Source organism: Ruegeria meonggei (assembly GCF_042768335.1).
GTDB classification, from domain to species: Bacteria; Pseudomonadota; Alphaproteobacteria; order Rhodobacterales; family Rhodobacteraceae; genus Ruegeria; species Ruegeria meonggei.
The window spans coordinates 3,037,524-3,050,442 of the sequence record NZ_JAXHBT010000001.1 but is presented as its reverse complement, the minus strand read 5'-3'; the positions used below and the strand labels follow the sequence as shown (position 1 = coordinate 3,050,442).

Here is a 12,919-nt window from a genome sequence, read left to right as displayed (position 1 = left end):
TGAAATCACTTTTTGCTGTGGGCCTGTTCCGTCAACCGCCGTTCGATACTTTCCAGCCGTTCCAGCACTTCGTCGCGATAGGCGTCGGTTTTCACCTCATCTTCGGCATGGTGCGCGTCCTGCATTGAGTTCACGATCAGGCCCACTAGCAAGTTCACCACTGCAAAGGTGGTGACCATGATGAAAGGGACAAAGAACAGCCAGGCATAGGGATAGACCTCCATCACCGGGCGCACGATGCCCATCGACCAGCTTTCCAGCGTCATGATCTGGAACAGGGTGTAGGCCGACAGGCCCAGATCGCCAAACCACACAGGGAACGAGGCTGAGAACAGTTTGGTTGATATGACCGCGCCGATGTAAAACAGGATCGCCATCAACAGGAACACGCTGGCCATGCCCGGCAAGGCCGAGATGAACCCCTCGACCACCCGCCGCAGCCGCGGCGCCACCGAGATGACGCGCAAGACCCGCAAAATACGCAGCGCCCGCAGGACCGACAGGCCCGCACCGCCGGGCACCAATGCGATGCCAACAATCAGGAAATCGAAGATATTCCACCCGCTGGTGAAAAACCGCCGCCCGGTGGCAATCAGCTTCATTCCGATCTCGGTCACGAAAATCGCAAGACAGATACTGTCGAGCGTGACAATCAACGGGCCGGCTGCCTGCATCAGGGTGGGTGACGTCTCCATACCCAACAGCACGGCATTAAAGATAATGACACCAGTGATGAACCGCCCAAAGGCCGGGGCTTCGATGATGCTCAGCAAGCGGTGGGTGAACCCCATTCGGCGGTCTCCTATCAGGTTTTGGGGCTCAGGCTGAACCGCGCGGCAAGTTCCGTGTGTGACGACCATCGAAATTGGTCAACCACTTGTACCCATTCAAGGGTGTAGCCCGCATTAACCAGAATTTTTGCGTCCCGCGCGAATGTGACCGGGTTGCACGAGACATAGGCGATCACCGGTCGTTTGGCCTGTGCCAGTTCGTTTACCTGCGCTTCGGCCCCTGCCCGAGGCGGATCCAACACAACGGCATCTATTTTGGTCAACTCGTCTGGCATCAGAGGACGACGGAACAGATCGCGCGCCTCGGTCGTGATCTGCTTAAGCCCCTGCGCCCGGCGCCATCCCTGATCCAATGCCTGTGTCATCGCCGCTTCACCTTCGACGGCATGCACTTCTGCCGATTGGGCCAAAGGCAAAGAGAATGTGCCACTGCCCGCAAACAGGTCCACAACGCGCTTGGCACCCTCAGTCGCCCGCAAAACAGCCCGTAATAGAGCCTGTTCTCCGTCTTTCGTGGCCTGCAAAAACGCCCCGGGCGGCGGGACAACATTTGCAGGGCCGAACCGTTGAACCGGGGCATGGCGCATCGCGATCACCTCACCGTCCCAGCTGAGCCGCGCCAATCCGTGTTTTTCTGTGGCCTGTGCCAGTATCGACACCAAGGGGCCGTCCATTGGTTTGCCGCCCCTTACGGCTACATCCAAACCACCCTCGGACAGGGCCAGTGTCACGGCCAGAACGCTTTTGCGACTGCCGCCCAAAAGCGCCAGCGCCTCGGCCACCGGAATAGCAGCGATCAGGGCGGGGTCCAGCAGATGGCAATCGGGGATTTCGGTGATCGTGTCCGAGGCGCGACCGTGGAACCCGGCCAGAGTACCCTTTTTCGTCCGCCGCACGGCAATTGTTGCCCGCCTGCGGGAGCGTTCGGGTGATGTGTGGATCGGGCGCATTACCGCCTCCAACCCCTGTGCAGCCAGCGCGGTCCGCACAACTTCCACCTTCCAGTCGGCCACGAACCCGTCCGCAGCATGCTGCAACTGACACCCGCCGCAGGATTTGTAATGCCTGCACGGCGGCTTAACCCGCTGATCTGACGGTGTTTCGACCCGGATATCGGTCAGAACCTGGTCAACCAAGGTGCCGCTGACCACCTCACCCGGCAGGGTACGGGGCGCATAAACAGGGCCATCTGCAATACCATCGCCCTGATGGCCAAGGCGGGCTATAGTGAATTGCTGCGTCATAAGGGGCCTGATACCGGGGCTTAGCGCGCAACAAAAGCCTTATTCCGCAGCTTCCGCCTGAATGAAGCCACCCGACTGACGATGCCAGAACCGCGCATACAGACCGCCCTGTTCCAGCAACGCGTCATGGGTGCCGGTTTCCACGATCCGCCCTTGATCCAGAACGATAATCCGGTCCATTTCGCTGAGCGTCGACAGCCGATGCGCAATCGCCAGCACGGTCTTGCCTTGCATCACCCGGTGCAATGCCGTTTGGATCGAGGCCTCAACTTCGGAATCCAGGGCCGAAGTCGCCTCATCCAGCACCAAAATCGGCGCATCCTTAAGGATGGCGCGGGCCAAAGCGATACGCTGGCGCTGCCCGCCGCTGAGTTTAACGCCCCGCTCACCCAGATGCGCATCATAGCCGGTGCGCCCATGCGCATCCTGCAGGCTGAGAATGAATTCATGCGCTTCGGCTTTTTGGGCAGCCTCGATCATATCGGCTTCCGAGGCATCGGGACGACCATACAGGATGTTGTCCCGGGCCGAGCGGTTAAACATCGCCGTTTCCTGCGTCACCATACCGATCTGACGGCGCAGGCTGTCCTGTGTCACCCGCGACACATCCTGTCCGTCGATGCAAATTGCGCCATTTTCCCCGTCATAGAGCCTTAGAAGCAAAGACACCAAGGTCGACTTGCCCGCACCCGAGGCCCCGACAATGCCCAGCTTTTCGCCAGGACGCGCGGTCATGGTGACGTCGGATATACCACCAACATTACGGCCATAGGCAAAGCTGACGTGATCGAAATCGATCTGCCCCTGGGTCACGTCCAGTTCAACTGCGCCCGGCGGATCTTCCACCCGGTCGCGCTTGGCCAGTGTTTTCATGCCGTTTTCGACCTCACCGACATTGGCGTAGAGACCCATAAGCGTGAAACTGACCCAGCCGGTCATTTGCGAGATTCGGACCGAGACCGCCCCGGCTGCCACGATATCACCCGTCGTTGCCGACCCCCCCTGCCATAACAGTAAGGTTGCACCCAGCAACAGAACCGGCAGCACACCGGCCAGCACCATCAGGATAAAGCGAAAGCTTGCGGACAGCTTGCCAAAGGCCAGCATCTTTTCGCGCAGATCAACCATGGACGTCTGCGCGGCCTGATCCTCGAATTTGGAATGGGCGAACAGCTTGACGGTTTTTATGTTGGTGATCGTGTCGACCACCTGCCCTGACACCATCGCCCGCGCCCCGGCCCGCGCTGCAGAACGCGCGCGGATACGCGGTAGATACCAGCGGATCAGCAGCGAATACACCACCAGCCAGGCAACAAAAGGCAACATGACCAGAGGATGAATAGACCCTAATAAAAGCAAAGATCCCGCCAGCGAGGCCAGCGCAAAGACAATCGCGCTGATCGTCTCGGACACGACCGAGGCCATCGCGTTCGAGGTTTGCATTTGTTTCTGCGCAATACGACCCGCAAAATCGTCGTCGAAATAGGTTACCGACTGGCCCAGCGTCCAGCGGTTCAGCTTGGCCAGAACCAGCGGCGGAATGTTGGGCATAACGACATAGTTGTTCGAAAATGCCGACAGGCCAAAGAACACCGGGCGCAGCAACATGAAAAACGCCGCCACGCCAAGGATCATCCCAAGATTGGCGGGGGACAAGAAGTTCTGTGGCCCGCTTTCGGTCGCCAGATCAATCACCAGCCCCAGCATCCACGCGGTTCCGGCCTCCATCGCGCCGGCCATTGCCGAAAAGGCGGCGGCGATGAAGATCATTGGCCAGGCGCCCGACAGACACCAGCGGATAAACGCCCCCAGCGTTTGCGGTGGGGGCGTTCCGATGTTTTTGAACGGGTCTATGAGGTCGGCAACCCTCATTCTGCGGCCTCCGTGTTCAGGAAGCCGCCAGATTGCCGTGCCCAGAACTGGGCGTAAAGCCCGCCCTGTACCATCAGTTCAGCATGGTCGCCTTGTTCGACGATCCGACCACCATCCATCACCAGAATCCGATCCATCTGGGCAATGGTGCTCAGCCGGTGGGCAATGGCAATCACGGTTTTGCCCTGCATCATGCCATAGAGCGTTTCCTGAATGGACGCTTCGACCTCGGAATCCAGCGCCGATGTTGCCTCATCCAGTAACAGGATCGGCGCATTCTTCAGGATCACCCGCGCCAGCGTCACCCGCTGTCGCTGACCACCGCTGAGCTTTACGCCTCGTTCCCCTACATGCGCGTCATAACCGGTCCGGCCTTGCGGGTCCTGCAGGTTCAGAATGAACTCATGCGCTTCGGCTTGTTTGGCGGCGGCGATCATCTGCTCTTCGGTCGCCTCGGGCCGACCATACAACAGGTTGTCGCGGACCGAGCGATGCAGCAATGCGCTGTCCTGTTGCACCATCCCGATATGGCTGCGCAGACTGTCCTGGGTCACACCCGCAATGTTCTGATCGTCAATCAGGATCGCCCCCTGTTCGACGTCATAAAACCGCAAAAGCAGCTTTACCAGAGTCGATTTCCCGGCACCCGACCGACCGATCAGACCGATCTTTTCGCCCGGCTGGATCGTCAGATTGACGTGATCCAGACCCCCGGTTCTGCGCCCATAGTGGTGCGACAGGTCGCGGATCTCGATTTGACCATCGGTCAGTTGCAACGGTTTTGCATCCGGCGCATCCAGGAGGTCGATGGGTTGGGCAATCGTTTCCATCCCCTCGGCCACTACGCCGAGCTGGCGGAAGAAACTGGTCAGCGCCCACATGATCCAGCCGGTCATCGCGTTCAGCCGCAGGGTCAATGCAGTTGCCGCCGCAACGACGCCGACGGATGCGCTGCCCTGCATCCACAGGGCAATGGCCCAGCCAACAACGCCGACGATCAGCAAGCCATTCAGCGTGACCAGAACCACGTCCATAACGGTGAAGATCCGCATCTCGACCATGAAGGTGCGACGGGTTTCTTCGATGGCTTCGCGGGCATATTCCAGCTCTTGCGAACCGTGAGCGAACATCTTGACCGAGTGGATGTTGGTATAGCTGTCCACCACCCGCCCCGTCACAGCCGAGCGCGCATCGGATGCCGCTTGCGATGCTGGGCCAACCCGCTGAACCGTCCAATGCACCAGAAGACCGTACAGCGCGAACCAGATCAGCAACGGCAACAGCAGCCGTGGATCAGCCGCCATCAACAATATCGCCGCCCCGATCAGATAAGCCAGCGAGAACGAGATGGCGTCAAAGACCTGAAACACCGCCTCGCCTGCAGCGGGCGGGGTCTGCATGATCCGGTTGGCGATACGTCCGGCAAAGTCATTCTCGAACCAACCTACAGACTGGCGCAGCACATGTTTATGCGCCCGCCACCGGATCAGCGTGCCAAAGTTCGGCAGGATCGTGTTGTTCAGCAACAGCACATCCACAACATGCAGAATTGGGCGCAACAGCAATACAAACACAGCCACCAGAATCAGCTCTGTGCCGTGAGTTTGCCAAACCTCGGTCGGCGCGCCGGACAGCAGGTCAACCACCCGACCCATATAATAAATCAGGCCGACCTCAACCGTGGCGACAACGATGGAAATCAGCCCGGCCCAGAAAAACACCCGCATGAAAGGGCGGGAGTATTCCAGCATGAACGGCCACAACCGTGTCGGCGGCGTGTCGGATTCTTTATAGGCGACAAAAGGGTCTACAAGGTTTTCGAAATAGCGAAACATGGAGAGTGCTCCGGTTTGAGCAGAAAAATGGTCATGCGAAGAAAGATGGCGCCAGAACACCACCCTTACGGGTAAAAGTGTTCCAGCGTTAGCTGTCCCAGATCCCGTAATACATACGCATGCCTCCCTCCAATTCATGTAACAGGCGCACGTAACCACAATATTTTTTGTTTGTCATCCCTTTTTGAGACTTCATTCTAGCCGCCCAGCAGATCGTCGCGCGTCAGGGTAAAGCCGGATGCAATCCAACGGGATTCGAGCTCGGCCAGTTTCTTGCCCAGCGCAGGGCCGGTGAAAGTCGGGATAAGGTCGGTAGCCTGTATGGGAAAATCCGCAGCCGCCCCAGAGTGCAGCGCATGGCGCATGTTTTCGGACCATGGCTGTTCCAGAAATGCGCAGCGCAGCAAGGTTTCGTGCATCCCGCCCTCATCGCCATAACGAAAGCCCAATTCGGCAATGCTGGCTGTGCCTGACGCCTCATCCCGCATGCGGGTCAGCCGCTGCAGCTGCGCTTTGCTCAGGCGCAGGGACTTTGCGATTTCCGGTGCGGCGATGGCAGCCAACCGGCGGATCGGCTCGGGATCGGCCCCGGCCTGGTGTTCCAGCGCGATCAAAGGGGCCAGCGCCCGGTCATCCGCCCCGGGCAACAGCTGTGCAAGAACACCCGCCTGACGCATTGCCGCAATCGAGGGCGCTGGATCGGGGGCACCCAGCAGTTTCAGCAGCTCGGCCCCTACCCGTTCGCGGGACAACCCGGCCAGCCCATCCAGATGGGCGGCGATGGCAGCCAGAGCGTCCGGGTCAAACCCAGCCTCGGCATCGCCGTACCAGGCATGAAACCGGAAATAGCGCAGCGAGCGCAGATAATCCTCGCGGATGCGGTTCTCGGCCGTTCCGATAAAGCGCACATGGCGTGCTAGCAAATCGGGCAGCCCGTTCAGAGGGTCTAACACAGTGCCATCAGGCTGCGCATAAAGCGCGTTCATGGTGAAATCGCGCCGTGCGGCGTCCTCTTCGACGGTGTCGGAAAAGGCCACAACAGCGCGGCGGCCATCGGTTTCTACATCGCGGCGGAAAGTGGTTATTTCATGCGGGATGCCACCGCTGACCACTGTGATCGTGCCGTGCTCAATCCCTGTGGGAATGGCCTTGAGACCCGCTGCCTGCGCCAATTCCACCACCTGCTCTGGGCGTGCATCGGTGGCGATATCGATATCGGCGACCGGCGCACCCAGCAGCGCGTTGCGCACGCAGCCGCCCACAAACAAGGCCTGCGACCCGCCAGCGGTCAGGGCCGCACACACCTTTTGCGTCGCCGGGACAGACACCCAGCCTTCTGTGATTTGCGTCATTCCCCCACCTGCGCAGCCAATCCCCGCAACATTCGGGCCGTCGCCCCCCAAATGTAATAGGGGCCTAGCGGCACCGTGAAATAATACCGTTTCTGACCGCGCCACCGGCGCGATTCAACGATATAATTCGCAGGGTTCAGCACATGTGCAAGCGGAACCGAAAACACTTCGTCCACTTCGCCGGGCTCTGGGACAGGCTGGAACGGCGCCCGCAGGATCGCAACAACAGGCGTCACCGAGAAAGAAGTCACCGTTTCATGGGTCGGCAAATGACCCAGAACCTCGGGCAGATCCGTCGGCAGGCCGATTTCCTCTTGTGCTTCACGCAAGGCAGTCGCGGTCACATCGGCGTCGCCGTCATCCTGTTTGCCGCCCGGAAAGGCGATCTGGCCCGGATGATGTTGCAGGGCCGAAGACCGCTTCGTCAGGATCAACCGCGGCGTATCACCCACAACCGAGATCGGAACCAACACGCCCGCGGGGCGCAGTTTGCGCCCTTCGGGCAGACTAGCATCGGGGTTCAGATCAAAATCGCTGGACCCGGTACCCGGGCGGCGCAAGGCCGCCCGCAGCAGATCTGTTGGATCAGGCGTCGTCGGCATCAAAGCCAACCGTGCCGGGTTGCAGCACATAATGGGCACCACAGAACTGGCAATCGGCCGTGACCAAACCTTCGGGCGTGGTCATTTTTTCGATATCCTTGGCCGAGTAGATCGACAGGCTTTGCCGCACACGATCCTCGGAACAGGTACAGCCGAATTGCACGGATTGCGCGTCATAGACCCGCGGCTGTTCCTCGTGAAACAGCCGAACCAGCAGATCAGTGGGCGCAATCGACGGTCCGATCAACTCCAGCTCGTCGACCGTATCGAGCAGGATATTGACGCGGCCCCAGTTCTCGCCTTCTTCGCCGTCTACCAGATCATTGGCCGACAGGATTTCTCCTTCGCCTTCGCTTGCGGCGACAAAGGGCGAGGCCTTGGGCATGTGCTGCAGCATGATCCCGCCCGCACGCCAGTGTTCTTCAACGTCCTGCTCGGTTGATTTACCAAAGCTCAGCGAGAACCGCGTCGGCAGCTGTTCGGATTGCGCAAAATATGCCTCAGCACAGGCACTGATCGAGTCACCGGCCAGCGGAGTGATGCCCTGATAAGGCTGTGTTCCTTCGCCCTGATCGATCATGATAGCGAAATACCCTTCGCCCACCTGATCGAACGGCGCGCCATCGGTCAGGCGATCGCGGTCGAAACTGGCATAGGCGCGGATGCGGGCCGGTTCACCCTCTTGCTGCGGGGCGTAGTAATCGGTGGCAATCATGCGCACTGCGCCCTTGGACTGGACCTGCAGCGACAGCTTCCAGCGCAGCGCGACGGTCTGACCGATCAGCGCAGTCAGCAGGGCCATCTCAGCCACCAGAGCTTCGATCTTTTCCGGATAGTCGTGCTGTTTCAGGATGCCGTCGAGCACGCCATCCAGACGGGCTATACGGCCGCGCATATCCGATACATCAAGTTGAAAAGGCAGGACTGTATCGTCCCACGCGATTTTAGTTCCAAGAGACATGGGGTTTCCTTACACGCCACAGGTTGGCATACCGCCAGCATATAGGTCGAACATTTCGGGTTTTAAGGGGCCATACATGATCAGACGGCTCGGTGAAACCCCTCAAGCGGGGCGCAAATATACAAGACGCGTGGGTGTTTATGGAATTTTGCCGCGCGGTAGACATTTGCTGCTGACCTGCCAGTTGGAGCCCGGTCCGGATCTGCAATTGCCCGGTGGCGGGATCGATCCGGGCGAATCGCCAATTACAGCGCTGCATCGCGAAGTGTACGAGGAAACCGGCTGGCTGGTAGCAGCCCCGCGCCGGATCGGAGCGTTTCGCAGGTTCACCTATATGCCCGAGTATGACCTGTGGGCCGAAAAGATATGCCTGATCTATCGGGCCCGCCCAGTGCGCCAGATCGGGCCCCCGACCGAGCCATTTCACGACGCCCTGTGGATGGACACGGCGGATGCGGCCCAGATGCTGGGTAATGGCGGGGATCGCCATTTCGCCACCCTGCATCTACAGCGGCTTTAAACCTTATCATATTCAAAGAACACGGCAGACACGTCGTCATCCATACCGTTTCCAGGCGCCATGGCTTGCGTCAGGTGCCAGAACATATCGTCCAGAAACTCGGTCCCGCTGCGGTCAGGCGCACAATCCAACGCCATGGCGCGCAACCCGTCTTCCTCCAACAAAGTGCCGTCTGCAAGGCTGCATTCAGTAAACCCGTCTGAGTAAAGCAGCAATTTGTCGCCGGGTTTCATATAGGTTTCGGTCCGCTGAAACGTGACATCCGGCAACAGCCCGATCGGCAGCCCCCCCTGGCCCAGAAACTGGGTACCGCCGTCCCCGCGCAGCAACAGGGGGTGCGGGTGCCCCGCCTGCACCATCTTCAGATGCCCGTTGCGCAGGTCGATGATGGCATAAACCATAGTGAAGTATTCTTCGACGCCCGCATCCGCCATCAGCCGGGAATTCAGGGTTTCGGCCACCTGTTCAGGCGGCAGCAGCGCATAAAATTTGTCAAAGCGCTTTTCCATCGCCAGGTTCTGATCGAAATGGCTGCTGGACAAATACCCGCCTAACCTTGCCGTCATCATCGCCGAGGTGATGCCGTGCCCCGACACATCAATGCTGTAGAAACCCAGCCGATTGACCCCGGGCGAGAACATTCCCACCAGATCGCCGCCGATATGACCACAGGGCTTTAGCAACATACTGACCCGAGAGCTGCCGAAATCCCGCGTCAGTTCCGGCACCAGCGATTCCTGGATCTTACGCGCCTGCATCAGGTCTTTGTCGATCGCATCATGGGCCAGCTTCTGCTCATCCAGCGCGGTTTCGATCATGCGGTTCTTTTCGGACAGCTCGCGCTGCATATCCAGAATCCGCGCCCCAGCCGAGATCCGCGCGCGCAATTCGTCTGCCTCAAGCGGTTTGATCAAAAAGTCGTCCGCCCCCGCATCAAGCCCCCGCGCCACCTCCTGCTTTTCACTTTTTGAAGTCAGCAGAATGAAATAGCTGTACTGATCGCTGTCCATCGCCCGAAAAGACCGGCAAAATTCCAGCCCGCTCATCCCTGGCATGATCCAGTCGCTGACGACAAGGTCCGGCGGATCGGTTGTGCACATGTCCAGGGCGGCTTCACCGCTGTCGGCCTCAAGCACTTTGAATCCCCATTTCTTGAGAGACGCGACAAGAATCCTCCGTTGCAGGCGGCTGTCGTCAACAACCAGCACCTTTCGGATCGCACCAAAATCCAACTCTGCTCGGGCGTTTACCTGACTGACCTCTGCCACCTGAACCCTCTGCCCTGCGACGTTACACGGAGTGATGCGACCGTAACGCGCAGCGGTTTAACATCCCGTGAAGGCCGCAGGGTTACGTGGCTTAACCTGTCCTTTACCCTCAGCCCGCAAACATAGACGGATTACTATGCCATGCGGGGAACGGTCGTGATCAACTGGACCAGAGTCATACAGCTGCGCGATGAGGTTGGTGCCAGTGAATTCGATGAAGTGGTGCAGATTTTCTTTGATGAAGTTCAGGAAGCCATCGAGCGCCTGAACAATGATACCGCCCGGCGTGACCTTGAGCAAAACCTGCATTTCCTCAAGGGCAGCGCGCTTAGCCTCGGGTTCGACCGGTTTTCCAGATTATGCCAGGACGGAGAGCGCAATGCAGCAGCCGGCAACCCGGCAGAGGTCGATCTACCTGCCATTCTAACGGCTTATGACGAATCCCGCAGAGCGTTTCAGGCCGAGCTGACGGCCAATCTGGCCTAGATCACGAACTGCGCCAGGGTCTCATCCTCGGTGATGTCGGTATAGGTGAACCCGGCCTCGTCCAGATGGGCAAACAGGCGGGCAAAGTTTTCGGGCTTTCGGGTTTCGATCCCGATCAGAACAGAACCGAAATTTCGAGCCGACTTTTTCATGTATTCGAACCGGGCAATATCGTCTTCGGGTCCAAGAATACCCAGAAACTCTTTCAACGCACCGGGGCGCTGTGGCAGGCGCAGGATGAAGTACTTTTTGACGCCGGAATAGCGCTGCGCGCGTTCTTTCACTTCGGGCAGGCGTTCGAAATCGAAATTGCCGCCCGACGTGACACAGACCACAGTCTTGCCGCGGATAAAGCTCTGCACATCGCCTATCGCTTCTATCGCCAGCGCACCGGCCGGCTCCAGAACGATGCCTTCGACATTCAGCATCTCGATCATCGTGGTGCAGATGCGGTCCTCAGACAGGACCAGCACATCCGACAGGTGACGGTCTTTCAGCAGTTCAAACGGCTTTTCACCAATTCGCCCCACCGCCGCACCATCGACAAAATTGTCGACGCGGTCCAACGCAACCGGATGCCCTGCCGCCATCGCGGCGTGCAGGCAGGCCCCGCCTTTGGGTTCGACAAACAGGCAATGGGTGCGATCACCAAACCAAGTTGCCACGCCCGAGGACATGCCACCCCCACCCACCGGCAGGATGACATGATCAGGCACAGAGCCCAACTGCGCCTCAATCTCAACCGCCAACGAGGCCTGCCCTTCGATCACATCCTCATCATCAAACGGCGACAGGAAATGCCCGCCCTGCTGCGTGCACCATGATTGCGCTGCGGCAAGCGTGTCGTCGAAGTAGTCTCCGATCAGGTGGATTTCGATATTGTCGCCACCAAAGATGCGGGTCTTCTGGATTTTCTGCTGCGGCGTTGTCACCGGCATGAAGATCACGCCCTTCACACCCAGGTGCTTGCACATAAAGGCCACGCCTTGTGCGTGATTGCCGGCGCTGGCGCATACAAACAGCTCTTGCCCTTGCTGTTTGCGCATGGCGTTGAACGCACCGCGGATCTTGTAGGACCGCACCGGGCTGAGATCTTCGCGTTTCAGCAAGATATCGGCCCCGAAACGATCAGACAAATGGGGATTGCGCTGCAACGGCGTGGCCGGAAACACAGCGCGCATCGCCTGTTCGGCTGTGCGGGCGCGGGTCTTGAAGTCAGTCATGACCGTTTCAGTGCCGCATCACTGCGACAAGGGCAAGGAATACATATGTGTACGCAAGTCAGGTGAGTTCGCGTTTCTCGATGAAAATGCCGTACATTGTGGTCAAAATGCTGACGTTAATGAGCGGCAAAACCAGCATCACGACGAAAACTACGATGATCAAGCCAATGACGGGGATGAACATCAGCAAACCAACCAGAAACTGAATCAATAGCTGGAATATAAGAGACAGAAGCACAAGCAATAGAATTTGCCCGTTTGCGCCCGCAGTCGCATACCACGCGTCATAAAATGTCACAGGCTTGCCAATAGCGGTTCCGGGAAGAACTGGTGAAAAGCGGTAAAACCCGACCCACAAGCACCCCATCATAAGTATCCAAGCAGCGATCCCAAACGGAATGGACGCCTGCATTGCCGCGCCTACAATGAACATTCCAGGCAGCATCAATCCAAATGCAAACAAGCCCAGAAGCAGAACCCGCCCGAGATAGGCCAAAATCCGATCAAAGCGGAATGGCGGCAGAACGCCACGTGGATACTCTTCCAGCAATACAAAGCGATGCCAGGACACTACGATCCAAAAAACGACAGTTACAAAGACAGCTGCCATACAAAGGAAAAACGCGGTAAATGAACCCATTGTCACGCCTTCCGGAAAGCCGGTCGTACGACTGTCGAATTGTTCGAACGGAATATCGAACACAAAGATCAGACCAATTGCCAGTGCCCCGCCAATCAACGCTGGCACGAAGGAAATCTGCATTG

General features: G+C 58.6%; 12 protein-coding genes. 2 read left to right on the top strand and 10 right to left on the bottom strand.

Annotated elements, in window-relative coordinates:
• Nucleotides 1–5: 5 nt before the first annotated feature.
• The 7 genes from SJY13_RS15045 to hslO all read right to left on the bottom strand — a co-directional run bounded on the left by SJY13_RS15045 (nt 6) and on the right by hslO (nt 8,657).
• The gene (locus tag SJY13_RS15045; RefSeq protein ID WP_085822499.1) at nt 6–791 is read right to left on the bottom strand and encodes an ion transporter; all 786 of its coding nucleotides are present in this window, start codon (nt 789–791) and stop codon (nt 6–8) included.
• 14 nt (nt 792–805) lie between these two features.
• Entirely contained in the window at nt 806–2,035 is a 1,230-nt protein-coding gene (locus tag SJY13_RS15040; RefSeq protein WP_377191919.1) for a class I SAM-dependent RNA methyltransferase, read from the bottom strand.
• A 39-nt stretch (nt 2,036–2,074) separates the two neighbouring features.
• Nucleotides 2,075–3,907: an ABC transporter ATP-binding protein gene (locus tag SJY13_RS15035; RefSeq protein WP_377191917.1), complete on the bottom strand. Its 1,833-nt coding sequence runs from the start codon at nt 3,905–3,907 to the stop codon at nt 2,075–2,077.
• A complete protein-coding gene (locus tag SJY13_RS15030; protein WP_377191915.1) occupies nt 3,904–5,742 on the bottom strand; it encodes an ABC transporter ATP-binding protein in 1,839 nt (612 codons plus the stop codon). The genes SJY13_RS15035 and SJY13_RS15030 overlap by 4 nt, the downstream gene beginning before the upstream one ends.
• A 197-nt stretch (nt 5,743–5,939) precedes the next feature.
• Nucleotides 5,940–7,094 carry a CCA tRNA nucleotidyltransferase gene (locus SJY13_RS15025; RefSeq protein ID WP_377191913.1) on the bottom strand — a complete coding sequence of 385 codons (1,155 nt, stop codon included), beginning with the start codon at nt 7,092–7,094 and terminating at the stop codon, nt 5,940–5,942.
• A complete protein-coding gene (locus SJY13_RS15020) occupies nt 7,091–7,696 on the bottom strand; it encodes a CoA pyrophosphatase (RefSeq protein ID WP_377191911.1) in 606 nt (201 codons plus the stop codon). Before SJY13_RS15020 ends, SJY13_RS15025 begins: the two co-directional genes overlap by 4 nt.
• On the bottom strand, nt 7,680–8,657 hold the full coding sequence (gene hslO / locus SJY13_RS15015; RefSeq protein ID WP_377191909.1) for an Hsp33 family molecular chaperone HslO: 978 nt from the start codon (nt 8,655–8,657) through the stop codon (nt 7,680–7,682). Before hslO ends, SJY13_RS15020 begins: the two co-directional genes overlap by 17 nt.
• A gap of 76 nt (nt 8,658–8,733) precedes the next feature.
• On the opposite strand from hslO, the gene SJY13_RS15010 reads away from it, so the two are divergent.
• Nucleotides 8,734–9,177 (top strand): NUDIX hydrolase, encoded by a 444-nt coding sequence (locus SJY13_RS15010; protein WP_377191907.1) that lies wholly within the window; start codon nt 8,734–8,736, stop codon nt 9,175–9,177.
• On the opposite strand, the gene SJY13_RS15005 is transcribed toward SJY13_RS15010, so the two are convergent.
• Nucleotides 9,174–10,445, bottom strand: a complete 1,272-nt coding sequence (locus tag SJY13_RS15005) for a PP2C family protein-serine/threonine phosphatase (RefSeq protein ID WP_377191905.1) — start codon at nt 10,443–10,445, stop codon at nt 9,174–9,176. The genes SJY13_RS15010 and SJY13_RS15005 overlap by 4 nt on opposite strands.
• A 141-nt stretch (nt 10,446–10,586) precedes the next feature.
• Between SJY13_RS15005 and SJY13_RS15000 the strand changes: the two genes are divergently transcribed.
• Nucleotides 10,587–10,931 carry an Hpt domain-containing protein gene (locus SJY13_RS15000; RefSeq protein ID WP_377191903.1) on the top strand — a complete coding sequence of 115 codons (345 nt, stop codon included), beginning with the start codon at nt 10,587–10,589 and terminating at the stop codon, nt 10,929–10,931.
• On the opposite strand, the gene ilvA is transcribed toward SJY13_RS15000, so the two are convergent.
• Complete coding sequence (gene ilvA, locus SJY13_RS14995; RefSeq protein WP_377191901.1) at nt 10,928–12,154, bottom strand: threonine ammonia-lyase IlvA; 1,227 nt, start codon at nt 12,152–12,154, stop codon at nt 10,928–10,930. The two genes, SJY13_RS15000 and ilvA, sit on opposite strands and share 4 nt — an antisense overlap.
• Nucleotides 12,155–12,212: 58 nt before the next feature.
• The gene (locus SJY13_RS14990) at nt 12,213–12,917 is read right to left on the bottom strand and encodes a hypothetical protein (protein ID WP_377191899.1); all 705 of its coding nucleotides are present in this window, start codon (nt 12,915–12,917) and stop codon (nt 12,213–12,215) included.
• Between the last annotated feature and the right edge of the window lie 2 nt (nt 12,918–12,919).